This is a genomic window from Streptomyces sp. bgisy100, assembly GCF_057709105.1.
Genome location: NZ_JBYITE010000025.1, coordinates 1 through 26,576 on the forward strand (window position 1 = coordinate 1; position 26,576 = coordinate 26,576).

Here is a 26,576-nt window from a genome sequence, read left to right on the forward strand (position 1 = left end):
CAGGATGTCCTGCAGCGCTCCACCGAGGTCCCGGTCGTCATCGACTTCTGGGCCGAGTGGTGCGAGCCGTGCAAGCAGCTCTCCCCGGTGCTGGAGAAGCTGGCCGCGGAGTACGCGGGCCGATTCGTTCTGGCCAAGATCGACGTCGATACCAACCAGGCGCTGTTCCAGCAGTTCGGCGTGCAGGGCATTCCGGCGGTCTTCGCGGTGGTCGCCGGACAGGCGCTGCCGCTCTTCCAGGGCGCGGCCCCGGAGTCGCAGATCCGCCAGGTGCTCGACCAGTTGATCCAGGCCGCCGAGCAGCGCTTCGGCATCGTCGGTGCCCCGATCGAGCCCGGCGCGGAGGGTGAGGCCGAGGCCGAGGTCCCCGAGCGCCCCGCCGGTCCGCACGACAGCGCGCTCGCCGCGGCCCACGAGGCGCTGGACGCCGGTGATCTGGGCGGAGCGGTCCAGGCGTACCGGAATGTCCTCTCGGACGACCCGGCCAACACCGAGGCGAAGCTCGGACTCGCCCAGGCGGAACTGCTGGAGCGGGTGCAGGGTCTGGACCTGCAGGCGGTGCGCAAGGCGGCGGCCGACCGCCCGGACGACGTCGACGCCCAGGTGGCCGCGGCCGACCTGGACCTGGTGGGCGGTCATGTCGAGGACGCCTTCGGCCGGCTGGTGGAGACGGTGAAGCGCTCGGCCGGTGACGAACGCGAGAAGGCCCGGCTGCGGTTGCTGGAGCTCTTCGAGGTGATCGGCGGCGACGATCCGCGCGTGACCACTGCCCGGGGGGCGCTGGCTCGCGTACTCTTCTGACCGGTCGTCACCAGTGGTGACGCCGTGATCACAGCGGTCGCGCTTTACCAAAACTTGGTAATCGCGGCCGCTGTTACTTGCAGTAAGGGAACCGCGGGCGCTTGTCCGTGTATGTAGCTATTCCTCCTCCGGTATCGGACGCATACCCCGCGACGCTATGTGGCTGGCCGAGACCCATCGGCCATGCTTCGGTTATCTCGCCGTTACTCACTAGTAACGAGCCCCTTGTGTCGCGGCTTGTAATGCACCACGATCGGCCACGCTCGGTCCATTCCCGTCACCCGGCAACCAGCCGGTGTCATGGGGTTCCTGGGTCCCCACCGAGCGGCCGGCGGCAGATGGCGCCGGCCTTGGACAGGGGGGTCTCTGCCACCGGCAGGGCCTGTCCAGCAGGTTGCGCGGGAGCGTGGCCAGTGGTTGTCGCTCGGGGGTGATCGCCGGTGTTTTCGGACGCAGTTCGCGCCCGGAGGGCGGCGCTCTCCTTCCCGAGGACGTAGCACTTCTCCCATCCCAGACGGGGCCGGCCCACTGGCCCCGGCCGGAGATGTACGTCCGAGAAGGAGGAAACTCATGGAGTCCCAGGCTCGTGGCGGGACCAGATGGAAGCGGTTCGCCGTTGTCATGGTCCCGAGCGTCGCTGCCACCGCAGCGATCGGCGTGGCCCTGTCGCAGGGTGCGCTCGCGGCGTCGTTCCAGGTGTCCGGCCAGCAGTTCAAGGTGTCTGCTGAGCGGCTCGAAGGCAAAGGCTTCATCCAGTACGGGGCCTACGACGAGCAGGTCGGCGGGAAGAACCAGCCCGTCGCGGTCTCCGCGTTCAAGCACGCAGAGATCAACAAGATGTGCCAGTCCGTGGTCACCCCGGACATCCCGCTCGTCGGTACGGTCACGCTGCAGCTGAACGCCGGTGCCAAGGATCCGGTCACGGCCGAGAACCTGTACATCGACGTTGCTCAGCTGGACGCGGACGCGACCTTCCGGGACATCAACATCGGTGTCGCGGCGGGGGCCAGCAACAAGGGCCCGGGCATCAACAAGGATGACCACGCCAGCCGCGGTGGCTTCGCTCAGGAGGCCGACTCGGCGACCCTGACCGACGTCAAGCAGACCGCGTGGGCCACCAGCGCCGGAACCTTCAAGCTGAGCGGGCTCAGCATGAAGATCCACAAGGGTGTCAAGGAGTGCTACTAAGCACTCGCCGGGCGGGCGGGGGCGGTTTCGTCCCCCGCCCGCCCCCCACCACTCATTTCGTACAACGCCGGTCCCAGGGAGCTGTTTTCCATGAGCGCCGAGTCACCAGGGCAGCGTGACCGAATCAAATACTGGCGGCTTCGCTTTCGTGGTTGGCGCGGCAGCCGGCCGTTCTGGGCGGGCCTGCTGACGATGCTGGGCGGAGTGCCGATCGCCTATCTCCCGTACGCACACCTCAAGGTGGGCCAGCTGACCGTGCGGATGGCCACCACCGCCGGCGCGGGCTCGCTGATCATCGGCGTCCTGCTGATCACCCTCGGACTCACCATGTGGTACCACCACATCGTCCGGGTGTTCGCGGGCGTCGCCACCATCCTGTTGGCCCTGGTCTCGATTCCGGTGTCCAACCTCGGCGGCTTCATGATCGGCTTCCTGCTGTCGCTGGTCGGCGGTGGCTTGTCCCTCGCCTGGGCGCCGGGCGCCCCCGCCGTGGAGGCGGACAAGTCCGGTGCCACGTCCGACGGTCCCTTCACGGTCCCGAGCGGAAACACCGTCGAGGTCGCCGACGGGAGGCACCGTGCGTAGCGACGAGGTCCCCTTCGGCGAGGCCGGAGGCGATGCGGCTCGTGTGAGAACGGGGCCGCGCCACGCGGCCCCCAGGAAGTCGCTGCTCACCAAGCTGCAGATTCCTGCGAGCAAGGCCCTGGCCCTGGCGGCGATGCCCACGGCGGTGTTCGTCGGCATGGGGCTCACCCCGAAGCTCGCCCAGGCCGACGAGATGCCCAGCAATCCTTTCGCGTCCGGTCCCTGTGTGACCCGTTCCGACGAGGCACAGGACGAGAAGAAGGACGAGAAGGAGAAGGAGCCGTCGGACAAGGAGTCGGCGAAGCCGGGTGCCGGGCCGTCGGCCGGGCCGAGCGCGAAGCCGTCGACCGAACCCTCCCCGGCGCCGTCCTCCGGTGGCGACTCCGCGGAGGAGCCGTCCACCGGTACGGACGAGCCGGCCGGCGAGGAGCAGGAGCCCTCGGCCGAGCCGACGCCGGAGGAGACCAAGAACCCGCTGGACCCGCTGGGTGTCGGCGACAAGATCAAGGACCTCTTCGACGGGGACGACGACGAGGAGGAGCCCTCGCCGACCGCGAGCAGCTCCGCGTCGGACGAGCCGGACGCCACCGGCACGGCCGCCCCCGAGGAGTCCGAGAAGCCCGCGGAGAAGCCGGCCGCGGACGCCGTCGAGGACACGACGGACAAGACCGAGAGCGCGATCCGCGAGGCCGCCGGCGAGGCCGGGGCCAAGGTCGAGGACGTCTCCGAGAAGGCCAAGGAGTCCGCCGAGGGCGTCAAGGAGTCCGTCAAGGGCGAGGAGTCCGGCACGGAGGACGGCACGGAGGACGGCAAGAAGCCGTTCCCCTGCCCGACTCACGACGCCAAGGCGCTGGCCGACGCCGATCTGGAGGAGGGCGCCCCGCTCCTGCCGGACGAGCCGTGGCAGCTGGAGAGCTCCAAGCTCACCCTGCGGGGCCTGGACTACAAGGGCATCGTCGAGGTCAAGACCTACAGCGGCAAGGTCAAGAAGGTCCTGAAGTTCACCGCTGAGGAGACCGACATCGACGACCTGCACCAGCTCGTGGAAGGGCCTCAGGGCACCACGAGTCACGTCCAGGCGCGCAAGGGCTCCAAGTCGACCATCCGCGACGGAACGGTCACCATGTACACCGAGGAGTTGAAGGGCAAGCTGTTCGGGCTGATCCCCGTCACCTTCAGCCCGGACACTCCGCCTCCGCTGAACGTCCCCCTCGCCGTCTTCACCGATGTGCATGTGCGGCAGGCGGGCCAGTTCGGCGGCACGCTCACCGTGCCGGGTATGCACCTGTTCAATTCGGCGGGCTGAGACCGCCGGGACGGACCGGAACCGCCGGGACGGACCGGAACCTCCGGGACGGGCTGAGCTTCCGGGAGCCGCAACAACAGTGGGGCACCCCTTCGGCGAAGGGGTGCCCCACTGCGTTGTCCTGCCGACGTGCCCGTCCGCGGCCCGGGGCGGCTCGCGTCCGTGCCGTGTGCCGTGCGCTGTACGTCGGCGTACCGCTCCGTGCGCTGTCCCCCGGAACACCGCCCCGTGTGCCGTGTGCCGGCGAACCGCTCCGTTCGCTGCCGGTGTTCGCCCTCGTGAGCCGCAACCCGGCTCCGTTACCGCCTCCCCGTCGGCGCCCGGACGGGCTCCGTACCGGTGCCGACGGGCTGCGGATCCGCGCGGCCGCCCGCGAACACGCCGGTGGGCGGCACCCCCCGGATGCCGCCCACCGCCGGTCCGTGCCGGGTCAGGCCTTCTGGCCGCCCAGGTGGTGCACCCGCACCATGTTGGTGGTGCCGGGGACGCCGGGCGGGGAGCCCGCCGTGATGATCATGGTGTCGCCCTCGGCGTAGCGGCCCAGCTTCAGCAGCTCGGCGTCGACCAGGTCGACCATGGAGTCGGTGTTCTCCACATACGGCACCACGAACGACTCCACGCCCCAGCTCAGGGTGAGCTGGTTGCGGGTCGAGGCGTCGGTGGTGAAGGCGAGGATCGGCTGCTGGGCGCGGTAGCGGCTCAGCCGGCGCGCGGTGTCACCGGACTGGGTGAAGGCGACCAGCGACTTGGCGCCCAGGAAGTCGGCGATCTCGCAGGCCGCACGGGCCACCGAACCGCCCTGGGTCCGCGGCTTCTTGCCCGGCACCAGCGGCTGGAGACCGCGGGAGAGCAGCTCCTCCTCGGCCGCCGCCACGATCCGGGACATCGTCTTGACCGTCTCGATCGGGTACTTGCCGACCGACGACTCCGCCGACAGCATCACCGCGTCCGCGCCGTCCAGGATCGCGTTCGCCACGTCGGAGGCCTCGGCGCGGGTCGGGCGCGAGGAGTTGATCATCGACTCCATCATCTGGGTCGCGACGATCACCGGCTTGGCGTTCCGGCGTCCCAGCTCGATGAGCCGCTTCTGCACCATGGGCACCCGCTCCAGCGGGTACTCGACGGCGAGGTCACCGCGGGCGACCATGACGCCGTCGAAGGCCATCACGATCTCCTGCATGTTGTCGACCGCCTGCGGCTTCTCCACCTTGGCGATGACCGGGACGCGGCGGCCCACCTCGTCCATGATCCGGTGCACGTCGCGCACGTCGGAGGCGTCGCGGACGAAGGACAGCGCCACCATGTCGCAGCCGAGGGCCAGGGCGAAGCGCAGGTCCTCGACGTCCTTCTCGGACAGCGCGGGGACGTTCACCGCCACGCCGGGGAGGTTGATGCCCTTGTGGTCGGAGACCACACCGCCCTCGATGACGATGGTGCGCACCTGCGGGCCGTCGACCTCGACGACCTGGAGCGCGACCGCGCCGTCGTTGATGAGGATCGTCTCGCCCTTCGAGACGTCCCCGGGCAGCCCCTTGTAGGTGGTGCCGCAGATGCTCTTGTCGCCCGGCACGTCCTCGGTGGTGATGACGAACTCGTCACCGCGCACCAGCTCGACCGGGCCCTCGGCGAAGGTCTCCAGCCGGATCTTCGGGCCCTGGAGGTCGACGAGCACGCCCACCGCGCGGCCGGTCTCCTCGGAGGCCTTGCGGACGCGGTGGTACCGCTCCTCGTGCTCCGGGTGGCTTCCGTGGCTCATGTTGAAGCGGGCCACGTTCATACCGGCCTCGATCAGCGCCTTCAACTGATCGAAGGAGTCGACGGCGGGGCCCAGAGTGCAGACGATTTTGGAACGGCGCATGGGGCGATCCTATCGGTTTGTTTCGGAGCGGAATATAGGTGCTGGGCGAAGATCCGAGGATCAAGCCTGGACCAGGGCGTATGCCTGAGAGGCGATCTCCATCTCCTCGTCGGTGGGCACCACGGCGACCGCGACGCGGCTCTCGGCGGCCGAGATCAGCCGGGCCGACGGGCTGCGGACGGCGTTGCGCACCGCGTCCACCTCGACACCCAGCGCCGTCAGACCCCGCAGCGCCGCCTCGCGCACCGCCGCGGAGTTCTCACCCACGCCCGCGGTGAACGCGATGGCGTCCACCCGGCCGAGTACCGCGGTGTACGCGCCGACATACTTGCGCAGCCGGTGCACATAGACGTCGAAGGCGAGCTGCGCCGTGACGTCGCCCTCGCCCATCCTGCGGCCGATCTCCCGCATGTCGTTGTCGCCGCAGAGGCCGAGCAGGCCGCTCCGCTTGTTCAGCAGGTCGTCGATCTCGTCCGTGGACAGGCCGCCCACCCGCGACAGGTGGAAGATCACCGCCGGGTCGATGTCGCCCGAGCGGGTGCCCATGACCAGGCCCTCCAGCGGGGTGAGGCCCATGGAGGTGTCCACGCAGGTGCCGCCGCGGACCGCGGAGGCGCTGGCGCCGTTGCCCAGGTGCAGCACGATGACGTTCACCTCGGAGGGGTCCTTGCCCAGCAGCTCGGCCGTGGCCCGCGAGACGTAGGCGTGCGAGGTGCCGTGGAAGCCGTAGCGGCGGACGCCGTGCTCGTCGGCGGTGGCGGTGTCGATCGCGTAGCGGGCCGCGTACTCCGGGAGCGTGGAGTGGAAGGCCGTGTCGAAGACGGCGACCTGCGGCAGGTCCGGCCGGAGCTCGCGGGCCACCTTGATGCCGGTGATGTTGGCCGGGTTGTGCAGCGGGGCGAGCGGGACGAGCTCCTCGATCGCCGTCACCACCTCGTCGGTGATCAGGGTCGGCTCGGTGAACCGGATGCCGCCGTGCACCACCCGGTGCCCCACCGCCGCCAGCTCGGGGGAGTCCAGCCCGAGCCCCTGGGCGGCCAGCTCGTCGGCGACCTGCTTGAGCGCCGCGGCGTGGTCGGCCACCGGGCCGTCGCCGATCCGCTCCACGAGGCCGGACGCCAGCCGGGTGCCGCCGGCCATGTCGAGCAGCTGGTACTTGACCGACGAGGAGCCGGAGTTGAGGACGAGGACACGGGTGCCTGGGGTGCGGTTCACGCGGTCTGAGCCTTCTGTGTACGGGCCTTCTGGTTCTGGGCCTGGATGGACGTGATGGCAACGGTGTTGACGATGTCCGAGACCAAGGCGCCGCGGGAGAGGTCGTTGACCGGCTTGCGCAGGCCCTGGAGGACCGGGCCGACCGCGACGGCGCCCGCCGAGCGCTGGACCGCCTTGTAGGTGTTGTTGCCGGTGTTCAGGTCGGGGAAGACCAGCACGGTGGCCTGGCCCGCGACCTGGGAGCCGGGCAGCTTGGTCGCGGCGACGGCGGCGTCGACCGCGGCGTCGTACTGGATCGGGCCCTCGACCGGCAGGTCGGGGCGGCGCTCCCGGACGATCTCGGTGGCCTTGCGCACCTTGTCGACGTCGGCGCCGCTGCCGGAGCTGCCGGTGGAGTAGGAGAGCATCGCGATCCGCGGCTCGACCCCGAACTGGGCGGCCGTGGCCGCCGACTGGATGGCGATGTCGGCGAGCTGCTCGGCGTCGGGGTCGGGGTTGACCGCGCAGTCGCCGTAGACGAGCACCCGGTCCGCCAGGCACATGAAGAAGACCGAGGAGACGATCGCCGCGTCCGGGGCGGTCTTGATGATCTCGAAGGCCGGGCGGATGGTGGCGGCCGTGGAGTGCGCCGCGCCGGAGACCATGCCGTCGGCCAGGCCCTCCTGGACCATCAGGGTGCCGAAGTAGGAGACGTCGGCGACGATGTCGTGCGCCAGCTCGTAGCCGACGCCCTTGTGCGCGCGGGCCGTCGCGTACAGCTCGGCGAACCGTTCCCGCAGCGGGGAGGTCTGCGGGTCGATGAGCTGTGCGTCGGCCAGGTCGATGCCCAGCTCGGCCGCCCGCTTGCGGATCGCCTCCTCGTCGCCGAGCAGGGTCAGGTCGCAGACGTCGCGCCGCAGCAGGACGTCGGCCGCCCGCAGCACCCGCTCCTCGGTGCCCTCGGGCAGGACGACCCGGCGCCGGTCGGCGCGGGACCGCTCGATCAGGTCGTGCTCGAACATCATCGGCGTGACCCGGGCCGAGCGGGCCACGGAGATACGGTTCGTCAGCGCCACCGTGTCCACATGGCGCTCGAAGAGGCCCAGCGCGGTCTCGGCCTTGCGCGGCGAGGCGGCGTTGAGCTTGCTCTGCACCGCGAACAGCTCACCGGCGGTGGGGAAGCTGCCGCCCGGCACCGAGACCACCGGGGTGCCGGGGGCCAGTCGGGAGGCGAGCGCCATGATGTCCGGCCCGGGCCGCTCGTCGAGGGTGAGCAGCACACCCGCGATCGACGGGGCGTTGGCGGAGTGGGCCGCGAGCGAGCCGATGATCAGGTCCGTGCGGTCCCCGGGGGTGACCACCAGGCAGCCCTCGGTCAGGGCGTTGAGGAAGTTCGGCAGCATCGCGCCGCCGAAGACGAAGTCCCGGGCGTCCCGGGCGAGTCCGGCCGCGTCGCCGAGCAGCACCTCGGCGTCGAGGGCGTGGACGATCTGCTGCACGGTGGGCGCGGACAGCGAGGCGTCCTCGGGGAGCGCGTAGCAGGGGACCGGCAGCCGCGCGGTCAGCCGTTCCGCGACGGCCGTGCGGTCCGCGGGGGCGACCCGGTTGACGATCATGGCCGAGATCTCGCAGCCGAGCGCGTGGTAGGCGGCGTACGCGTTGCGCACCTCCGCCCGCACCGACTCGGCGGGCTGGTTCTGGCCGCCGACCACCGGTATCACCGAGGCCCCGAACTCGTTCGCCAGCCGCGCGTTGAGGTTGAGCTCGGCGGGCAGGCTGGTGGCCGCGAAGTCGGTGCCCAGGACCAGGACGAACTCGTACTCGCGGGCCACACGGTGGAAGCGCTCCACGAGTTGGGAGACCAGCTCGTCGGTGCCCTTCTCGGCCTGGAGCGCCCCGGCCTCGCCGTACCGCATGCCGTACACGGTGTCCGCGGGCTGGCTCAGCCGGTAGCGGGCGCGGAGCAGGTCGAAGAGCCGGTCGGGGCCGTCGTCGTGCAGCAGCGGGCGGAACACCCCCACGCGGTCGACATGGCGGGTCAGGAGTTCCATGACCCCCAGCTCGACGACCTGGCGGCCGTCTCCCCGGTCGATCCCGGTCACGTACACGCTGCGCGTCACGTGTGCTCTCCGATCTGATTCTCGTGTCCGGCCCGCAGAGTGCGGGTCTGCGGGGCCGCGGAACGCCTGATCTGCGAACCACAGGGTGCCTGGCCTGCGAAAATGACAAACGGAATGGGCCTGTCCTCTTGACAATACCTGTCGCGATGGGTAAGGCGCTCGTCCGGGTCCGGGGGGCGCGGGCACCGTGTGTGGCGTGGAACAATCGAACTGGCCCAGATCTATCACTCCGGCCCCGGCAGAGGGACCCCACCAGCCAGGAGACACAGCACGATGCGCATCGGAGTTCTCACCGCAGGCGGCGACTGTCCCGGGCTGAACGCCGTGATCCGGTCGGTCGTGCACCGGGCCGTGGCGGAGCACGAGGACGAGGTCATCGGCTTCGAGGACGGATTCAAGGGCCTGCTCGAACGGCGCTACCGCAAGCTGGATCTCGACGCGGTCAGCGGCATCCTCGCCCGCGGCGGCACCATCCTGGGCTCGGCCCGGCTGGAGCGCGCCCGGCTCAGCGAGGCCACGGACAACGCCGAGGAGCTCTGCCGGGAGCTCGGGCTGGACGCGCTGATCCCGATCGGCGGCGAGGGCACCCTCACCGCCGCGCGGATGCTCGCCGACGCCGGGATGCCGGTGGTCGGCGTGCCGAAGACCATCGACAACGACATCTCCTCCACCGACCGCACCTTCGGGTTCGACACCGCGGTCGGGGTCGCCACCGAGGCCATCGACCGGCTGAAGACCACCGCCGAGTCGCACCAGCGCGTGATGGTCGTCGAGGTCATGGGCCGGCACGCGGGCTGGATCGCGCTGGAGTCCGGCATGGCGGGCGGCGCGCACGGAATCTGCCTGCCGGAGCGCCGGTTCGCGGTCGACGACCTCTGCGGGATGGTGGAGGAGCGCTTCGCGCGCGGCAAGAAGTTCGCGGTCATCTGCGTCGCCGAGGGCGCGCACCCGGCCGAGGGCTCGATGCCGTACGAGAAGGGCGCCATCGACCAGTACGGGCACGAGCGCTTCGCCGGGATCGGCAACCGGCTCGCCGCCGAACTGGAGCGCCGCCTCGGCACGGAGGCGAAGCCGGTCATCCTCGGCCACGTCCAGCGCGGCGGCACCCCCACCGCCTACGACCGGGTCCTCGCCACCCGGTTCGGCTGGCACGCCGTCGAGGCCGCCCACCGCGGCGAGTTCGGCATGATGACCGCGCTGCGCGGCACCGACATCGGCCTGGTGCCGCTGGCGCAGGCGGTCACCGAGCTGAAGACCGTCCCGGCGGACCGGATGGCGGAGGCCGAGTCGGTCTTCTGAGCGGGGCGCTCTGCCGCGCGGGGGCTTCTTCTGAGCCGGGCCTTCCGGGGCCGGGCCGCTTCCAGACGTTCGGCGTAGTCGGCGGCGAAGATTCCAGGGAGCGCCTTGTCCAGTGTTCCCGCGATCTTGTGGATCGGGGCCCAGGTGGCCGGATCGTCGACCAGGCGGCTGAGATCTGTCATCTGTACTCGCTCCAGCCAGTCCGAGAGGACCAGGGCCTCGTCGGGGGTGAGCTTGATCGTGATGTCGCTCTTCTCCATGACCGGAATCTGATTAGTCGTGCTTGGGCCAGATCGGGCCCTGGTCGGTCCAGATGACGCCCTTGTTGCGGCACAGGCAGAAGGGGTGGCCGATCGGGTCGGTGTAGACCTGCCAGCCGTAGCCGTTGGGGCCGATGAAGTCCTGCCTTAGCGTCGCGCCGAGGTCGAGGACGCGGCGCTGCTCGGACTTGATCTCGTCCACTTCGAAGTCGAGGTGGAACTGCTTGGGGTGCTCGCTGTCGGGCCACTGCGGAGCGCGATAGTCGTCCACCCGGATGAATGCCAGCTCGATCTCGCCGAACTGGATGCCAGCCCAGTCCTCGGAGCTGCCTTCCTTGATCGGACGGCCCGTCACCTCGGAGTAGAAGGCCGCCAGCTTCATCGTGTCCGGGCAGTCGATAATGAAATCGGTGAGTCGCAGCATCCCGCGATCTTGTCACGAGCTCACACCCGACTTCGAGACAGGCCCGTCGCGATCTCGATAGAGGCAGAACCTCTGATAGAGGGGGTCCTGGGTTCCGAGGGTGGTGTAGATCCGCGCGAATCGTCGGCTCAGCTCGGCGGTTGTTGCCAGGTAGAGCTCTTTGGGGTCGAGGGCGGTTGTGGGCGGGTCGAGGATCAGGTGCGTCAGCATCACGATCTCGGGGAACGCCGCGAGGTGGCTGCGGTCCCCAGCCGAGATCTTCTTGCTGACGGCGAGAGCTTCGACTCGGTCGAGGTGATCGGTCCACTCCTTCCCAAGGTCGATCGGCATTCCGGAGGCGGACCAGTCCTCGATGATCTTCCGCGCCATGTCGAGGGCTCGTCTGGTCTGCCGGTGACGGCGGGCGAGCTGGTCGAGTCGACGCTGGGCCTCGAAGTCCTGGGCCGGGCGAGCTGCAAGGAGATCCCCAGCAGCGAGCAGGCGGAGGAGAACGTGTCGGAGACGAACACCTTGCCGTGGTCGATCACGATGGTGTCCGGGACGATGACCGGCTTGGCCGCGGCCTTCTCCAACCGCGCGTCCACCGCCATGAGCCGCTGGTGCGGCAGGATCGAGTCCGACATCGCCAGGATCTGGCTCCAGCCCGGCCGCATCGGCTCGGGAACCAGCATCCTCGCCAGCAGCACCGCGCATCCACGCCTTTCGTGCCCGTGGGCCTGAGCAGGGCCGCGCAGATCGTGCGCGTCGTGACATCGACCGCGATCGTCAGTTCCGGGCGGGCCACGACTCCGTCGTCCAGCACCGCCATCACGTCCAGCCGCGTGGAGTCGATCTGCACGATCTCCCCGGGGCGGGCGGCCATGGACGGGGTGAACGGCCCCACGGGCCGAAGAGCCCGCTGACGGCGGACTGTGGCCGACCCGAAGGACTCGTTGTTCTTGGCGAGGCTGTTCACCAGCCGGTAGAAGGTCGCCCTGGTGGGCAGGAGCTTCACCGCTTCCTCGCCGTGCTTCGCGGCGAGGATCTGCTCGGCCTGCAGCATGAGCCGCTTGCGGTCGCCCGTCGAAAGGTCCGTCTGCCCGGCCAGTGCCTCGGTGACCGCCTCGACAACGCGCTCGTCGGTCCTTCCGGTGCCGGGGACCGGGGCCGGTGGCTTCCCGGACCGGCCGTCCACCAGTCCCCACAACCCCTCGGCCTCGTAGCGCTGCCGCATCCGCAGACCGACGCGCCTTGGTCCGTGACAGCGTCAGGGAGCGGCTCCGTGCGCGCCGTGCGGGCGCTGTCCGGCGTGCACAGGTTCAGCCGGCTCGCACGGTGCGCCCGTGCGCCCTGCCGTGCTCCTCGATCCAGCGCCACGATGGACGCCCGCACACGACCGAAGGGGCTGTTTTGGGGAAGCACGAGAAGCCGCCGCCGGACCCGGGCCAGGGCAATCCGCCGCCGGGCAACAGCGATGGGCAGGTGCCACCGCCCCCGCCTGGAGACGGAAAGCACAAGAAGTGACCATGGGGCATGAGCTGCGCGCCGCGCTGGATGCCGTCATGGACCAGCGCGGCGCCTGGCCCGACCGGTCCCCGTGGATTCGGCACGCTGTCGCCGCAGTACCCCGGGAGCAGTTCGCGCCGGGTCGGCTCTGGCGCTGGGACGGCCAGGCCTACATCCCCATCGACCGCACCGCTGACCCCGACGCGTGGGAGGCCGAGGTGTACGGCTCGCCCGACACGGCGGCCGTCACTCAGGTCGCCGGGGGCGTGCCGTCCTCCAGCCTGTCCTGTCAGTCCGTGGTCGTCGACATGCTGGACTCCTTGCTGCTGGAGCCCGGTCACCGGGTGCTGGAGCTGGGTGCCGGCACCGGCTGGAACGCAGCGCTCCTGAGCCGACGGGCCGGGCGGGGGCGGGTGGTCAGTGTCGAGGTGGACCCGGAGTTGGCGACGGCCGCGGCCGAGCGGCTGAAGCTCTCCGGCGCCGAGGTGGAGGTGCAGGTCGGCGACGGCACGGCGGGCTGGCTGCCGGGAGCCCCGTACGACCGGGTGATGGCCACCTACGGGGTCGACCGCGTTCCCTGGCCGTGGGTGGAGCAGACCCGGCGCGGCGGGCGGCTCGTCGTCCCGTGGGGGCGGCTGGGGCACGTCGCGCTCACCCGCGCTGCCGACGGCCGGTCCGCGAGCGGATGGGTGCAGGGGCTGGCTACGTTCATGCTCGCCCGCGGCTCAGACCTCGGCCGGAATTTCAGGCAGATACGCGCGGCAGCCCCGGATGAGCAGGAGCGGCCTTTCACGCGCGATCTGGCGCCGCTCCAGGCCGACTGGCACCTGCGGTTCGCCCTCCGAGTCACCCTGCCGGACATCCGGATCACCATCGGGGAGGACGACGACGGGCTGAACGCGTGGATTCACGACGGCTCCACCTCGTGGGCGATGCTCGCCGCTGTCGGCGGCGGCACGATCGCCTACCAGGGCGGTCCCCGACGCCTGGCGGACGAGCTGGAGCGGGCGTGGGACGAGTGGCACGCGCTCGGCGAGCCGGATCTGTACGACTTCGGCCTGACGGTCGAGCCCGACCGGCAGTACGCGTGGTGCGGGGACGCGATCACGGGGCCGCGCTGGTCGGCCGCGTAGTCTCGGACGCAACAGGCGCCTGGCGCACTGCATGACCGACACCAGCGCCGGCCTGCTTCGGCGACCACGTCACCCTCAGCCCTTCACTGCTCAGCCCTTCAGCCGCTCACCCCTTCACCGCACCGCCGAAGGCGAAGCCGCCGCCGAGCCGGCCGGCGATCAGTGCGTAGAGCAGCACCACCGGGGTCGAGTACAGGATCGAGAACGCCGCCAGCTGCCCGTACGCCACGGCCCCGTGGTTGCCGAAGAAGGTGAAGATGCTCACCGAGGCGGGCAGCTGCTCCGGGGTGAGCAGCAGCATGAAGGGGACGAAGAAGTTGCCCCACATCATGATGAAGCTGTAGATCGCCACCACCGCCAGGCCCGGCCCCATGAGCGGCAGGACGATGCGGATCAGGGTCTGCCGGCCGGAGGCGCCGTCGGTCCGGGCGGCCTCCTCCAGCACCGTGGGCACGCCGTCCATGAAGTTCTTCATCAGCCAGATCGCGAACGGGAGTTGCGCGGCGGCGAGGAACAGCGCCGTGCCGTGCAGGGTGTCGATCAGCTCCACCTGTACGAAGATCCCGTAGACCGGAACCATGATCGCGGTGACCGGCAGACAGGTGGTGAACAGGACGGTCAGCAGGTAGGGGCGGTTCAGCCGGGAGGGGAACCGGGACAGCGGGTACGCCGCCAGGGCGGCGCAGCCGAGGGTGAGCGCGGTCGCCCCGCCGCACAGCAGCAGGCTGTTGAGCATCGGCCGGTAGGTGATCTCCGGATCCAGGACGGCCGCGAAGTTGTCCGCCGTGGGCCGGGACGGCACGGCGACGCGCAGCCCGGCGTCCGCGTCCAGGGAGGCCAGCACCAGCCACGCCAGCGGGACGGCGAACGCGGCGGCCAGCACGAGCAGCGCCGCGTCGGCCGCCAGCCGGTGCCGGGTACGGCGGTTGACCGGCGGGCGCCGGGACCGGCGGGGCACGTCCTCCTGCCCGGCCTTCCTCCCTGCCCGGTGGGGCGCGTCTCCCCGCTCTGCCTCCTTCCCTGCCCGGTGGGGCGCGTCCCCCCGCCCGGCCCCTTTCCCGGCCCGGCGGGGCTCGGCAGGGTCACGGGTGCGGCGGGGCTCCGGCCGGTGCCGGGGGCGGCGGGCCACGTCACACCTCCGTCCGCAGCAGACGCAGCCAGGCCACCGAGAACACCGCTCCGACCAGCAGAAGCAGCAGCGCCACCGCCGTGCCGTAACCGATCAGGGCCTTGCCGAACGCCTGGTCGTACATGAACACCGGCAGGGTCTGGCTGCGGCCGGCCGGTCCGCCCCGGGTCATGGCCCAGATCAGCCCGAACACCGAGAGCGTCTGCAGGGTGTTGAGCATCAGGTTGGTGCCCAGGGAACGGCGGATCAGCGGCAGCGTGATGTGCCACAGCCGCCGGAACCCCCGGGCCCCGTCGACCTCCGCCGCCTCGGTGATCTCCTGCGGTATCCCGGAGAGCGCGGCGGAGTAGACCAGCATGGAGAACGCGGTGCCGCGCCAGACGTTGGCCAGCGCCACCGCGAGGATGGGCAGCGTGAACAGCCAGTTCTGGGACGGGAGATGAGCCGCGTCCAGGATGGCGTTGAGGGTGCCCTCGCGCCGGAAGAAGGCGTAGAGGAGGAAGCCCGCGACGATCTCGGGCAGCACCCAGGCCGCGATGACGAGCGAGCCCGTCACCGTGCGGACCGGTCGCGAGGCCCGCCGCATCAGTCCGGCGAGCGCCAGGCCCAGGGTGTTCTGCCCGAGCACCGACGAGATCAGGGTGAAGACGAGGGTGAGGACGACGGCGTTGCGGAAGCCGTCGTCGGCGAAGGCCCGCCGGAAGTTGTCCAGGCCGACGAACTCGGTCGTCGACGCGCCGGTCAGCCGCATGTCGGTGAAGGCGATCCCGACGCAGTAGGCGATCGGCCCGCCCAGGAACAGCAGCAGCAGAAGCGTGGCCGGGACCAGCGGTAATCGGCGCAGGGCGCGCTGCCGTCGGCGGGATCGGGGCCGGTGCCGGTGCCGGGAGCGCGGGCCGGGGGCCACCCCCGCCGCCGGACTTCCCGCCGCCGGCCGGGCTGCCGCGGTGCTCATCCGGACCCGCCGGTCACCGCGCCGTCGGTGATCGACGCCAGCTGCTCGTCGTAGGCCCGGGCGGCCCGGGCGGGCGAGGCGTCGCCGGTGGTCACCGACTCCATCGCGGTGCCGATCGCCGTGGAGACCTGTGGGTAGACGGGCAGCGCGGGGCGGTAGTGGGTGTGCCGCACCAGGCCGGTGAAGAAGTCGATCCCCGGCATCGACCGCCGGTACTCCCGGTCGGCGGCGACATCCTCGCGAACGGCGATCTGGGCGTCCAGGACGGCCCAGTCCACGGCGTTCCGCCGCGTCTGGAGGGTCCTCAGGAACGAGAACGCGAGGCCCGGATTGCGGGACTTGGCCGGGACCGCCCAGACCCAGCCGCCCGACATGCTGACGACGCCCGGCGGCCGGCCGTCCCGGGTGGGCATCGGTGCCCGGCCCAGCACCGAGGACCACTCCGGCCACGGCTTGCCGCCGCTCCTCCGCCACTGCTGGCCCATCCAGGAGCCGTCGAGGGCGATCGCGAGCCGGCCCTCGGGCAGCAGTTCGGTGGCGACCCGGGTGTTGATGTTGGGGTCGAGGGCGTCGGAGGGGTCGGGGCCGAGCTTCTCGCCGTACACGGTCCGGATGAAGCCCAGCGCGTCCCGGAAGCCCTTGCCGCCGGTGACCCACTTCTTCGCGCGCGGGTCGTAGAGCGGGTCTTCGCCCGTGCCGTACAGCAGCATCTCGAAGCCCTGCATGACGGCCGCCTCGCCGGGACCCTTGCCGGTGTAGACGTTCAGCGGGATGACCCCGGGCACCTTCTTCTTGACCGTCCGCGCGGCGTCGAGGATGTCGCCCCAGTCAGAAGGACGCCAGTCGCGGGGCAGTCCGGCCCGGGCGAAGATCTTCCGGTTGAACCACAGGCCGCGGGTGTCGGTGCCGGTGGGCACCCCGTACGTCCTGCCGTCCCCGCCCCGGGCCGCTTGGCGCGCGGTCGCGGCGAACCGGTCCCACTCGGGCCACCGCGTCAGGTAACGGTCGAGCGGGCGGAGATGCCCCGCCTCGATGTCGGACCGGACGCGGAAGGTGTCCTCGTAGACCAGGTCCGGCGCCGTCCGGGAGGAGCGCATCATCTGCTGGATCTTGGCGGCGTAGTCGTCGTCCTGGGCCTGGACCGGGACGAGCTTCGCCGTCTTGCCCGGGTGGGCCGCCTCGAACTGCTTCTTCACGGACGTCAGATATGCGTCCTTGTACCGGATCGCGTTGTCGGTGCTGCGGTTGTAGGCGACCCGGACGGTGTCCGGATCGCTCCCCGAACCGCCACCGCAGGCGGTGAGCGCGGTGGCGGCCAGGACGGCGGCGACGATCAGCGGGGCGGTGGAGCGCACGGGCACGACCTCCTCCTGGCCTGGCCTCGGTGAGGCTGCCTGGCGACCGTACGAGGCCCTCACCGGCCGGTCAATGGCTGTGGATGACTACCCGTCAGGGCGGTGGTGAGTCGTCATGAAAGCGTCAATCCTCGGTGTCGGGGGCGCACTTCGGCGACCCGCACCGCACCCGGTGGAGCCCGGCGCGCCACGGGGGCTTGGCCGGGGGAGGAGTGGTGGGGGGACAGCGGACGGGGCGGGAGCAGGTGGGCCCTCGCTGGTGGTGGTCCCGCCCGGGTCCCGCCCGGGAGTGGTCCCGCCCGGGCTGGGACGAGGCGGCACGGCGCGCGGGGCCGGTTCAGCTCGGCGGTCGGTTCGGCTCGGCGGTCGGTCCGGAGGGTGGGCCCCGTGAGGTCCGGACCGGCGTCGGCGCCCGGTTCAGTGGGGTCCGGACCGGGGCCGCCGGCACCCGGTTCAGCGCGGGGCGAGCCAGCGGTAGCAGAGCTCCGGGCGCCCGATCTGCCCGTACTGCGGGGTGCGTTCGGCACGGCCCGCACCGACCAGGTGCTCCAGATAGCGCCGCGAGGTGATGCGGGAGATCCCCACCGCTTCGCCGGCGGCGCTCGCGGTGACCCCCCGGGGGCCGGACTCCCGCAGCACCCGGGTCACCGCCTCCAGCGTGGGGCCGCTCAGCCCCTTCGGCAGGTCCGCCGGCTGCGGCGCCCGCAGCGACGCGATGGCCCGGTCGACCTCGTCCTGGCCGCTGGCCTCCCCGGCGGCCCCACGGAACTCGGCGTACCGGACGAGCCGGTCCCGCAGCGTGGCGAAGGTGAACGGCTTCAGGACGTGCTGCACCACGCCGAGCGAGACCCCCTCCCGGACGACCGCCAGATCCCGCGCCGAGGTCACCGCGATCACGTCCGCGGTGTGCCCGGCCGCCCGCAGCGACCGGACGAGCTGCAGCCCGTGCCCGTCGGGCAGGTACAGGTCGAGCAGCAGCAGGTCCACCGGCTGCCGGTCCAGCGCCCGCCGTGCCGCGCCGCCGGAGTGCACGGTCCCGGCGACGGTGAAACCCGGGACCCGGCCCACGTAGAGCGCGTGCGCGTCGGCCGCGACCGGGTCGTCCTCCACGACGAGGACGCGGATCGGGCCGTCGCCCTGCTGTGGCTCGGTCATCCGGCTGCTCCGGCGGTTCTTCGGGGGGCGGTGGCTGCGGAGCCGGTGCGGACCGGGAGCCGTACGGTGAACTCCGCGCCGCCTTCCGGCGCCCGCCCCAGTTCGATCGTCCCACCGTTGCGGCGGACCGCCTGACGGACGAGGGCGAGGCCCAGGCCCCGGCCCGGCCCGGTGGCCGGCCGCGGGACGCCGTTGTATGTCCCGCCGTCGGGTGCCCCGCCGTTCGATGCCCCGCCGTCGGGTGCGGCCGGCAGCTTGGTGCTCCAGCCGCGCCGGAAGACCGCGTCGGCCGCGGCGGGGTCCACACCCGGACCGGTGTCCGCGACCCGCAGGGTCAGCTCCCCGTCCGCGACGCGGGCGGTGACGACGACCCGGGGGCGCGGCCCTGCCGCCGCCCGGCCCGTTCCGTCCCCGTCGTCCCCGCCGGGCCGGGCCCCGCAGTCCCCGTCGGATACGTCCGGGCCGACGGCGTCCCCGCCGGATCCGTCCGGGCCCGAGCCGTCCGCGCCGACGGCGTCCCCGCTCGGTCCCTCCCGGTACGCGCCCTCCGCCGCCGCGTCCAGGGCGTTGTCCACCAGATTGCCGAGGACCGTCACCAGGTCGCGGGCGGCCGGCGAGTCCGGCAGCAGCCCGTCGTCGATCCGGCTGTCCGGCGCCAGCACCAGCTCGACCCCGCGCTCGTTGGCCTGCGCCGCCTTGCCCAGCAGCAGCGCCGCCAGCACCGGTTCGCCGACCGCGGCGACCACCTGGTCGGTGAGCGCCTGCGCCAGTTCCAGCTCGGCCGTGGCGAACTCCACCGCCTCCTTCGCCCGCCCCAGTTCGATCAGCGAGACGACGGCGTGCAGCCGGTTCGCCGCCTCGTGCGCCTGCGAGCGCAGCGCCTCGGTGAAGCCGCGCACCGAGTCCAGTTCGCCGGAGAGCGCCTGGAGCTCGGTGTGGTCCCGGAGGGTCACCACCGTGCCGCGCTGCTCCCCGCTGGAGACGGGTGAGGTGTTCACGACCACGATCCGGTCGGCGGTCAGATGCACCTCGTCCACCCGCGGCTCGGCGGCCAGCAGCGCCCCCGTGAGCGGTGCGGGCAGCCCCAGATCGGCCACCGACCGGCCCACCGCGTCCTCGTCCACCCCCAGCAGCTCGCGCCCGCCGTCGTTGATCAGCGCGATCCGCCGCTGCCCGTCCAGCATCACCAGCCCCTCGCGCACCGCGTGCAGCGCCGCCTGGTGGTAGTCGTGCATCCGGCTGAGCTCGGTGGCGTTCATCCCGTGGGTGTGGCGGCGCAGCCGGGCGTTGATCACGTACGTCCCGATGCCGCCGAGCGCCAGCGCGCCCGCCGCGACGCCGAGCAGCCCGGTCATCTGCCGCCGCACCTGGTCGCTGATCCGCTCGACGGTGATGCCCGCGCTGACCAGCCCGACGATGCGCCGGCCGTCCCGGACCGGGGTCACCACCCGGACCGAGGGGCCGAGCGTGCCGGTGTAGGTCTCGGTGAACGTCCGGCCCGCCAGCGCCGGACCGGTGTGGCCCAGGAACTCGCCGCCGATCCGCCCGGGGTCCGGGTGGGTCCAGCGGATGCCCTCCCGGTTCATGATCGTCACAAAGGCGACCCCGCTGTCCCGGCGGACCTGCTCGGCGTACGGCTGGAGCGCGGCCGAGGGATTACCGCCCCGGATCGCGGCGCGTACGGACGGTGCGTCCGCGACGGCCCGGGCCGCGGCCGTCGTCTGGTGGCGCGCCGCCTCCTCGGCCTGGCGCCGGGCGGTGACGTACGCGAACACCGCGCACCCGGCGACCGCCGCCGCGACCAGCACGACCTGCATCGCGAAGAGCTGGCCCGCCAGGCTGCGGGGTCGGGGTATGCGCATGGGGCCAGTCTGCCGGGTCCGTGGCTGACCGCCGGAAACGGTCTGTGAACGATATGAACGCAAGGGTGACCGCCGTCACACGGCAGTGGATATTCAGCGGAACGTCCAGGACGTGAGCCGCACGTACTGCGCCAGGACAAGGAGACGACGTGGCTGCGCAGACCTTGCCACCGGAGCCGGCACCGGACCGGCCGGGAAAGACCGGGAAGCGGGACCGGACCCACTTCCTGTACCTCGCCGTGATCGGCGCGGTGCTCCTCGGTATCGCGGTGGGCTTCGCCGCTCCGGGGGTGGCGGTCGAGCTCAAGCCGCTCGGCGCCGGATTCGTGAAGCTGATCAAGATGATGATCTCGCCGGTCATCTTCTGCACGATCGTGCTGGGCGTCGGCTCGGTGCGGAAGGCCGCCAAGGTCGGAGCGGTGGGCGGGCTCGCGCTCGGCTACTTCATGGTGATGTCCACCGTGGCGCTGGGCATCGGCCTGCTGGTGGGGAATCTGCTGGACCCGGGCTCCGGGCTGCACCTCACCGAGGCCACCCGGAGCGCCGGTGAGGCGCAGGCCGAGGGCGGCAGCAAGTCCACCGCGGACTTCCTGCTCAGCATGATCCCGACCACGATGGTCTCCGCCTTCACCAACGAACTGGTGCTCCAGACGCTGCTGGTCGCGCTGCTCGTGGGCTTCGCCCTGCAGGCGATGGGGCCCGCCGGCGAGCCGGTCCTCCGCGGGGTCGGCCACCTCCAGAAGCTGGTCTTCCGGGTGCTGGCCATGATCATGTGGGCGGCCCCGGTCGGCGCCTTCGGCGCGATGGCCGCGGTGGTCGGGGAGACGGGCATCGACGCCCTGAAGTCCCTCGCCGTCATCATGGTCGGCTTCTACCTCACCTGTGCGCTCTTCGTGGTCGTCGTGCTGGGGACGCTGCTGCGGCTGGTCGCCGGGGTGAACCTGTTCCTGCTGCTGAAGTACCTGGCCCGGGAGTTCCTGCTGATCCTGTCGACCTCGTCCTCGGAGTCGGCGCTGCCGCGGCTCATCGCGAAGATGGAGCACCTGGGCGTCAGCAAGCCGGTGGTCGGCATCACCGTGCCCACCGGCTACTCCTTCAACCTCGACGGCACCGCGATCTATCTGACGATGGCCTCGCTGTTCGTCGCCGAGGCGATGGGCGACCCGCTCGCCCTCGGCGAGCAGATCTCCCTGCTCGTCTTCATGATCGTCGCGTCCAAGGGGGCCGCGGGCGTCACCGGCGCGGGCCTGGCGACCCTGGCCGGCGGACTCCAGTCGCACCGGCCGGAACTGCTGGACGGCGTCGGGCTGATCGTCGGCATCGACCGCTTCATGAGCGAGGCGCGGGCGCTGACGAACTTCGCGGGCAACGCCGTGGCGACCGTCCTCGTCGGCACCTGGACCAAGGAGATCGACAAGGAGCGGGTGGCCGAAGTGCTCGCCGGACGGGTGCCGTTCGACGAGACGACGCTGGTGGACGACGCCTCCGCCGTACCCCACGCGGACGTCCCCGAGCCGCGGGAGCCGGCGGGCAAGGAGCCCGTCGCGGGGTGACCGCCGGCTGAGGGGACGGCGCGGCCCCCGCCCTCGTACGCGGGCCGCCCCGGCCCGGCGCGCGGTGCCACAGGCAGCGTGCACGGGGCGCGTGACCAGGGCGCGTGACCAGGGCGCGTGACCAGGTCGCGTGAACAGGTCGCGTGAACAGGCCAGGTGAACGGGGCACGTGAACAGGGCACGTGAACAGGGCGCCGGGGCCGCGGAGATGATCCGCGGCCCCGGCGCCCTGTGTGCTCCGACCCGGCCCCGTTTCGCACGGACCGGACCCGGACCGCCCCGCTACACCGGCCGGAACCAGACCGTCGCCAGCGGCGGCAGCACCGGTGTGATGCTCGCCGGCCGCCCGTGCCACGGTGTCGCCTCGGCCTTCAGCAGATCCGGGTTGGTGACGTCGCTGCCGCCGTAGAGCGCCGCGTCCGTGTTGAGGACCTCCTGCCAGCCGCCGTCGTGGGTGGGTACCCCGATCCGGTGGCCGGGGCGCACCACCGGCGAGAAGTTGCTGACGCACAGCAGCGGATTGCCGAACGCGTCCAAGCGGAGGAAGGCGAAGACGTTGTCCTCCGCCGCGTCCCCGTCGACCCAGGCGAACCCGGCGGGGTCGGTGTCGCGCTCCCAGAGCGCGGGCGTCTGCGTATAGGTCCGGTTGAGGTCGCGGACCAGGTCCCGGACGCCGCGGTGGTCGCCCGCCGAGTGGTAGGTGTCGTCCAGCAGCCACCACTCCGGGCCGTGCTCCTCCGACCACTCCGCCCCCTGCGCGAACTCCTGCCCCATGAACAGCAGTTGCTTCCCGGGGTGGGCCCACATGAAGCCGAGGTACGCCCGGTGGTTGGCGCGCCGCTGCCACCAGTCGCCCGGCATCTTCGTCACCAGCGACTGCTTGCCGTGCACCACCTCGTCGTGGGAGATGGGCAGCACGTAGTTCTCGCTGTAGGCGTACACCATCGAGAACGTCATCTCGTGGTGGTGGTACCTGCGGTGCACCGGCTCGTGCTGCACATAGCCCAGCGAGTCGTGCATCCAGCCCATGTTCCACTTCAGCCCGAACCCGAGCCCGCCGAAGCCGCCGGGGCCGGGGTGGTGGGTGGCCCGGGTGACGCCGTCCCACGCCGTAGACTCCTCGGCGATCGTCACCACACCGGGGCAGCGCCGGTAGACGGTGGCGTTCATCTCCTGGAGGAAGGCCACCGCGTCCAGGTTCTCCCGGCCGCCGTGCGCGTTGGGCGACCACTGGCCGTACTCGCGGGAGTAGTCCAGGTAGAGCATCGAGGCCACCGCGTCCACCCGCAGCCCGTCGATGTGGAACTCCTCGCACCAGTAGACCGCGTTGGCCACCAGGAAGTTGCGGACCTCGCGGCGGCCGTAGTCGAACTCCAGGGTGCCCCAGTCCGGGTGCTCGGCCCGGGCCGGGTCGGCGGGCTCGTACAGCGGGGTCCCGTCGAACCGGGCCAGCGCCCAGTCGTCCTTCGGGAAGTGCGCCGGGACCCAGTCGACGATGACCCCGATCCCCGCCCGGTGCAGCGCGTCCACCAGATGCTTGAAGTCGTCCGGGGTGCCCAGCCGCGCGGTCGGCGCGTAGTACGAGGTGACCTGGTAGCCCCAGGAACCGCCGAACGGGTGCTCGGCCACCGGCATCAGCTCGACATGGGTGAAGCCGAGGTCCTTGACATAGGCGGGCAGCTGCTCGGCGAGCTCCCGGTAGCTCAGCCCCGGCCGCCAGGAGGCCAGGTGGACCTCGTAGACGGAGAACGGCGCCTCGTGCACCCGCCGGTCGGCGCGGTGCCGCAGCCACTCCTCGTCCTCCCAGGTGTGGTGGGAGGCGGCGACGACCGAGGCGGTGCGCGGCGGGCACTCGGTGCGCCGGGCCATCGGGTCGGCGCGGAGGCTGCGGGACCCGTCGGGCCGGGTGATCTCGAACTTGTACAGGGTGCCCTCGCCGATCCCCGGCAGGAACAGCTCCCAGACACCGGAGGACCCCAGCGAGCGCATCGGGAAGCCGGTGCCGTCCCAGGCGGTGAAGTCACCGGTGACCCGCACGCCGCGGGCGTTGGGCGCCCAGACGGTGAACCGGGTGCCCGCCACCCCCTGGTGGGCCATCGGCCGGGCGCCCAGCGCGTGCCACAGCTGCTCGTGACGCCCCTCGCCGATCAGATGCAGATCGAGATCGCCGAGCGCCGGGAGGAAGCGGTACGGGTCGTGCACGGGCTCGCCGTCACCGCCGTTGTCCGCGCCGTCGTCGTCCTCGCCGTAGGACACCAGCAGCCGGTAGCCGGGGATCTCGCTGAGCGGCAGGAAACCGGAGAAGAGGCCGTCGCCCTCGGAGACCAGCTCGGCGCGCAGCCCCTCGGCGACGACGGCCACGGACCGGGCGAACGGCCGCAGGGCGCGGAACACCACCCCGCCGGGCGCCGGGTGGGCGCCGAGCAGCGCGTGCGGATCGTGGTGCGCGCCGCCGAGCAGCCGGTCCCGGTCCCCGGGCTCCAGCGGGGGCGCGGGTCGCACGCCCGCGCGCCGGGAGGCGGTCACCGATGCGCCCGCCGAACCGCCGGTCGCCGGGCCGCTCGTGCCCGTGGCACCCGGCGGGGCCTTCGCGCCACCGGACGTACCACCGGCCGCGCCGCCCGCCGCCGTCGACGTCCCGGACGCGGGCGGGCGGGGCTTGCGGGGCGCGGCGGCCGAGCCGCCCGAACCGCGCGTGCCGGCACGGGACGCGGCGGCCGGTGCGCCGTCGTCCTGCTCCCGCCCGGTGGGCCCGGTGCGCCCGGTCGACGGGGCGGCGGACGTCTGCCGCCCCCCGGACGGGCCGGGCGCCGCGGCCGGCGGCGGTGACGGACGGGGGTCGGACGAGCTGCGACGGGGGGTCACGGTGGGTCCTCCTCAAGAGGATCGAGCCGGGGCGGGGACGCCCTGCGGCGGCGGGGGCGCTCCTCGGCACGGGAGCCGGAGCGCCGGACGGAGCTCCGGACCGCCACCCCGCCGGGGACGGGCGACCCGGACTCCTCGGGGTCATGCGGGCGATGTCGGCGGAACTCCCGGTGTCTGGGGAACTCCCGGTGCCGGCGGAACTCCCGGCGCGGGCCGGTCCTCCGTGCGGCCCGCATCGGCCGGGGCCGCACCGCCCGTGCGGCCCGCGTCCCCCGTGCGGTCCGCACCGGCCGGGCGCGCACCGAGGGGCTCCGGCGCGGTCCACGCGTCCGGGGTGTGCGGCACCCCGGGCGGCGGCCCCCCGTTCCCGAACCCCGCGAGCCGGTGGATCGCGGCCATCGGGACCGGCAGCCAGTCCGGCCGGTGCCGGGCCTCGTACAGCACCTCGTACACGGCCTTGTCGGTCTCGTAGGCGCGCATCAGTTCGGGCTCGTCGCGCGGATCGGCCCCGGCCGCCTCCGCATAGCCCTCGCAGTAGGCGGCACGATTCTGCACCGCCCACTCCTGTGACCAGGCGGAGGAGCCGGGCGCCGGGCGGTGCGTGCGGGCGGCGTAGTCGAAGGACCGCAGCATCCCGGCGATGTCGCGGGCCACCGGCTGCGGGCGGCGCCGCTCGGCGATGGGCCGGGCGGGCTCGCCCTCGAAGTCGATGAGCGCCCAGCGGCCGTCGTGCGCGGTGCGCAGCGTCTGGCCCAGGTGCAGATCTCCGTGGATCCGCTGCGCGGGCCAGGTGCGTCCGCGCCGGCCGAGGGCGGCGAACGCGTCGAACGCCGCGCGCAGCGGCTCGCGGTACGGACGCAGCGCGGGAACGGCCGCCACGGCCGCCTCCAGCCGCTCCGTCATCCCCGCGGCGAGCAGGTCGATCTGCTGCCGCCGCAGCACCGCGGTGGGCAGCGCCGAGGCCAGTGCGGTGTGCACTTCGGCGGTGGCCCGGCCCAGGGCCCGCGCCGCCCCGGTGAAGTCGGCCCGTACGGACAGGGAGTTCAGCGCGAGCTGCCAGCCGTCCGCGGACCCGGGCAGGAACGGCTGCAGAATGCCCAGCGTCATCGGCTCCGCTTCGGGCGCGGCGGCGGCCTCCCGGACCACGCCCTCTCGGACCACGCCCTCCCGGATCACGCCCTCCCGGATCACGCCCTCCCGGGTCACGCCCGGCCCGGAGTTCCCGACCGGCCCGGAGTTCCCGACCGAGCCGGGGGCGGTGACTTCGGCGGGCACCTCGTACCGGCCGCCGGACGCGCGGCCGGACCCGGCCGGGCCGCCCGCCGGGCGGGCGTCCGTCTCGAACCAGGCCGTCGGGTGCGGCACCCGCCCGCAGCCGGCCCGGGCCAGCGTCAGCGGCAGCTCCAGATCGGGGTTGGTGCCCAGGCCCACCCGCCGGAAGACCTTGAGGATGTACGCATCTCCGTACACCACCGAGGAGTTGGACTGCTCGGTGGTGACGGGCCGGGGGAGCAGCCCGGACGGGATGTCGGTGGACGGGGCGCGGGTGAACCGCAGCGCGCCGAGCCGCCCGGGCGCCCGCAGCCGTTCCAGCAGCAGCCCGGCCAACCGGGGGTCCTGCAGGGCGTCGTAGACGGTGCGGCCGTGCAGCGGTCCGCCGCCGGGCCGCCCGATCACCGCGTGGGCGAGCTGCGGCGGCGGGTCGGAGCGGACGCCGAGGAGCAGTTGGTAGCAGTCCGGCGGTACGGGCCGGTCCGGCGGGGCGCCGCCGGTCTGCTCGGCGCGGACCAGCAGATGGAGCAGGCCCGGCGCCGGTCCGCCGGGCACGGACGGCAGCAGCTCGGTCGCGGAGACGAGCGAGAAGCCCGTGATGGGCCGGCCCTTGCCCGCGAACCACCGCTGCCGGGGCAGCCATTCGCGCAGCAGCGGGACGAGGGAGGGGAGTACCCCACGGGCCGGTTCGACAGCGGGAGGGGGGCCGACGGCGGGAGCCACAGGCGCAGGGGTGGCCGCACGGGTCGGGTTGGCGCGGGTCGAGCCTTCCGACAT

The 26,576-nt window shown here is 72.3% G+C and carries 20 protein-coding genes and 1 pseudogene; 8 read left to right on the top strand and 13 right to left on the bottom strand.

Translation table 11 applies throughout. The features are described from left to right. The 4 genes from AC3EQ1_RS17970 to AC3EQ1_RS17985 all read left to right on the top strand — a co-directional run. Window positions 1-801, top strand: an 801-nt coding sequence (locus tag AC3EQ1_RS17970; RefSeq protein ID WP_432095323.1) for a tetratricopeptide repeat protein, incomplete at its 5' end; no start/stop codon positions are given. 570 nt (window positions 802-1,371) lie between these two features. Next, window positions 1,372-1,989, top strand: a complete 618-nt coding sequence (locus tag AC3EQ1_RS17975) for a DUF6230 family protein (RefSeq protein ID WP_432095324.1) — start codon at window positions 1,372-1,374, stop codon at window positions 1,987-1,989. A gap of 90 nt (window positions 1,990-2,079) precedes the next feature. Continuing rightward, on the top strand, window positions 2,080-2,574 hold the full coding sequence (locus AC3EQ1_RS17980; RefSeq protein ID WP_432095325.1) for a DUF6114 domain-containing protein: 495 nt from the start codon (window positions 2,080-2,082) through the stop codon (window positions 2,572-2,574). Beyond that, complete coding sequence (locus AC3EQ1_RS17985; RefSeq protein WP_432095326.1) at window positions 2,567-3,880, top strand: hypothetical protein; 1,314 nt, start codon at window positions 2,567-2,569, stop codon at window positions 3,878-3,880. Before AC3EQ1_RS17980 ends, AC3EQ1_RS17985 begins: the two co-directional genes overlap by 8 nt. 430 nt (window positions 3,881-4,310) lie before the next feature. On the opposite strand, the gene pyk is transcribed toward AC3EQ1_RS17985, so the two are convergent. The 3 genes from pyk to pta are packed head-to-tail and all read right to left on the bottom strand — an operon-like array spanning window position 4,311 to window position 9,052. Continuing rightward, window positions 4,311-5,738, bottom strand: coding sequence for a pyruvate kinase (gene pyk, locus AC3EQ1_RS17990; RefSeq protein ID WP_432095327.1), 1,428 nt, complete (start codon window positions 5,736-5,738; stop codon window positions 4,311-4,313). Between the two features lie 60 nt (window positions 5,739-5,798). After that, window positions 5,799-6,953 carry an acetate kinase gene (locus AC3EQ1_RS17995; protein WP_432095328.1) on the bottom strand — a complete coding sequence of 385 codons (1,155 nt, stop codon included), beginning with the start codon at window positions 6,951-6,953 and terminating at the stop codon, window positions 5,799-5,801. Continuing rightward, entirely contained in the window at window positions 6,950-9,052 is a 2,103-nt protein-coding gene (gene pta / locus AC3EQ1_RS18000; protein WP_432095329.1) for a phosphate acetyltransferase, read from the bottom strand. Before pta ends, AC3EQ1_RS17995 begins: the two co-directional genes overlap by 4 nt. A gap of 273 nt (window positions 9,053-9,325) precedes the next feature. On the opposite strand from pta, the gene AC3EQ1_RS18005 reads away from it, so the two are divergent. Further along, the gene (locus tag AC3EQ1_RS18005; RefSeq protein ID WP_432095330.1) at window positions 9,326-10,351 is read left to right on the top strand and encodes an ATP-dependent 6-phosphofructokinase; all 1,026 of its coding nucleotides are present in this window, start codon (window positions 9,326-9,328) and stop codon (window positions 10,349-10,351) included. A 44-nt stretch (window positions 10,352-10,395) separates the two neighbouring features. Here AC3EQ1_RS18005 and AC3EQ1_RS18010 read toward each other — a convergent pair. From AC3EQ1_RS18010 to AC3EQ1_RS18020, 3 genes and pseudogenes are all read right to left on the bottom strand, one after another. Then, window positions 10,396-10,611: pseudogene (locus tag AC3EQ1_RS18010) on the bottom strand (hypothetical protein); the annotation flags it as partial. Window positions 10,612-10,624: 13 nt separating this feature from the next. Continuing rightward, a complete protein-coding gene (locus tag AC3EQ1_RS18015; RefSeq protein WP_059085129.1) occupies window positions 10,625-11,035 on the bottom strand; it encodes a VOC family protein in 411 nt (136 codons plus the stop codon). A 12-nt stretch (window positions 11,036-11,047) separates the two neighbouring features. Further along, on the bottom strand, window positions 11,048-11,404 hold the full coding sequence (locus AC3EQ1_RS18020; protein WP_432095331.1) for a hypothetical protein: 357 nt from the start codon (window positions 11,402-11,404) through the stop codon (window positions 11,048-11,050). Between the two features lie 24 nt (window positions 11,405-11,428). Between AC3EQ1_RS18020 and AC3EQ1_RS18025 the strand changes: the two genes are divergently transcribed. Beyond that, window positions 11,429-11,755, top strand: a complete 327-nt coding sequence (locus AC3EQ1_RS18025) for a hypothetical protein (RefSeq protein WP_432095332.1) — start codon at window positions 11,429-11,431, stop codon at window positions 11,753-11,755. Window positions 11,756-12,540: 785 nt separating this feature from the next. After that, complete coding sequence (locus AC3EQ1_RS18030) at window positions 12,541-13,653, top strand: methyltransferase domain-containing protein (protein WP_432095333.1); 1,113 nt, start codon at window positions 12,541-12,543, stop codon at window positions 13,651-13,653. Window positions 13,654-13,759: 106 nt separating this feature from the next. On the opposite strand, the gene AC3EQ1_RS18035 is transcribed toward AC3EQ1_RS18030, so the two are convergent. The 5 genes from AC3EQ1_RS18035 to AC3EQ1_RS18055 all read right to left on the bottom strand — a co-directional run bounded on the left by AC3EQ1_RS18035 (window position 13,760) and on the right by AC3EQ1_RS18055 (window position 20,109). Then, window positions 13,760-14,611 carry a carbohydrate ABC transporter permease gene (locus AC3EQ1_RS18035; protein WP_432095334.1) on the bottom strand — a complete coding sequence of 284 codons (852 nt, stop codon included), beginning with the start codon at window positions 14,609-14,611 and terminating at the stop codon, window positions 13,760-13,762. A 172-nt stretch (window positions 14,612-14,783) separates the two neighbouring features. Beyond that, entirely contained in the window at window positions 14,784-15,737 is a 954-nt protein-coding gene (locus tag AC3EQ1_RS18040) for a carbohydrate ABC transporter permease (protein WP_432095335.1), read from the bottom strand. Beyond that, window positions 15,734-17,092: an extracellular solute-binding protein gene (locus AC3EQ1_RS18045; RefSeq protein WP_432095392.1), complete on the bottom strand. Its 1,359-nt coding sequence runs from the start codon at window positions 17,090-17,092 to the stop codon at window positions 15,734-15,736. Before AC3EQ1_RS18045 ends, AC3EQ1_RS18040 begins: the two co-directional genes overlap by 4 nt. Window positions 17,093-17,545: 453 nt before the next feature. Further along, entirely contained in the window at window positions 17,546-18,247 is a 702-nt protein-coding gene (locus AC3EQ1_RS18050) for a response regulator (protein ID WP_432095336.1), read from the bottom strand. Then, window positions 18,244-20,109, bottom strand: a complete 1,866-nt coding sequence (locus AC3EQ1_RS18055) for a sensor histidine kinase (RefSeq protein ID WP_432095337.1) — start codon at window positions 20,107-20,109, stop codon at window positions 18,244-18,246. The genes AC3EQ1_RS18050 and AC3EQ1_RS18055 overlap by 4 nt, the downstream gene beginning before the upstream one ends. A gap of 149 nt (window positions 20,110-20,258) precedes the next feature. On the opposite strand from AC3EQ1_RS18055, the gene AC3EQ1_RS18060 reads away from it, so the two are divergent. Beyond that, window positions 20,259-21,662 carry a cation:dicarboxylate symporter family transporter gene (locus AC3EQ1_RS18060; protein WP_432095338.1) on the top strand — a complete coding sequence of 468 codons (1,404 nt, stop codon included), beginning with the start codon at window positions 20,259-20,261 and terminating at the stop codon, window positions 21,660-21,662. Between the two features lie 282 nt (window positions 21,663-21,944). Here the strand turns inward: AC3EQ1_RS18060 and glgB are convergent, their stop codons facing one another. Both glgB and AC3EQ1_RS18070 read right to left on the bottom strand, forming a co-directional pair. Continuing rightward, entirely contained in the window at window positions 21,945-24,527 is a 2,583-nt protein-coding gene (gene glgB / locus AC3EQ1_RS18065) for a 1,4-alpha-glucan branching enzyme (RefSeq protein ID WP_432095339.1), read from the bottom strand. A gap of 141 nt (window positions 24,528-24,668) precedes the next feature. After that, entirely contained in the window at window positions 24,669-26,576 is a 1,908-nt protein-coding gene (locus AC3EQ1_RS18070) for a maltokinase N-terminal cap-like domain-containing protein (RefSeq protein ID WP_432095340.1), read from the bottom strand.

What these genes read in the sequence shown, in the direction of transcription:
- AC3EQ1_RS17975 (WP_432095324.1), top strand. Translation starts at nt 1,372, where the DNA reads ATGGAGTCCCAGGCTCGTGGCGGGACCAGATGGAAGCGGTTCGCCGTT.
- AC3EQ1_RS17980 (WP_432095325.1), top strand. Translation starts at nt 2,080, where the DNA reads ATGAGCGCCGAGTCACCAGGGCAGCGTGACCGAATCAAATACTGGCGG.
- pyk (WP_432095327.1), bottom strand. Translation starts at nt 5,738, where the DNA reads ATGCGCCGTTCCAAAATCGTCTGCACTCTGGGCCCCGCCGTCGACTCC.
- AC3EQ1_RS18005 (WP_432095330.1), top strand. Translation starts at nt 9,326, where the DNA reads ATGCGCATCGGAGTTCTCACCGCAGGCGGCGACTGTCCCGGGCTGAAC.
- AC3EQ1_RS18015 (WP_059085129.1), bottom strand. Translation starts at nt 11,035, where the DNA reads ATGCTGCGACTCACCGATTTCATTATCGACTGCCCGGACACGATGAAG.
- AC3EQ1_RS18020 (WP_432095331.1), bottom strand. Translation starts at nt 11,404, where the DNA reads ATGGCGCGGAAGATCATCGAGGACTGGTCCGCCTCCGGAATGCCGATC.
- AC3EQ1_RS18030 (WP_432095333.1), top strand. Translation starts at nt 12,541, where the DNA reads ATGGGGCATGAGCTGCGCGCCGCGCTGGATGCCGTCATGGACCAGCGC.
- AC3EQ1_RS18040 (WP_432095335.1), bottom strand. Translation starts at nt 15,737, where the DNA reads ATGAGCACCGCGGCAGCCCGGCCGGCGGCGGGAAGTCCGGCGGCGGGG.
- AC3EQ1_RS18050 (WP_432095336.1), bottom strand. Translation starts at nt 18,247, where the DNA reads ATGACCGAGCCACAGCAGGGCGACGGCCCGATCCGCGTCCTCGTCGTG.
- AC3EQ1_RS18055 (WP_432095337.1), bottom strand. Translation starts at nt 20,109, where the DNA reads ATGCGCATACCCCGACCCCGCAGCCTGGCGGGCCAGCTCTTCGCGATG.
- AC3EQ1_RS18070 (WP_432095340.1), bottom strand. Translation starts at nt 26,576, where the DNA reads ATGTCGGAAGGCTCGACCCGCGCCAACCCGACCCGTGCGGCCACCCCT.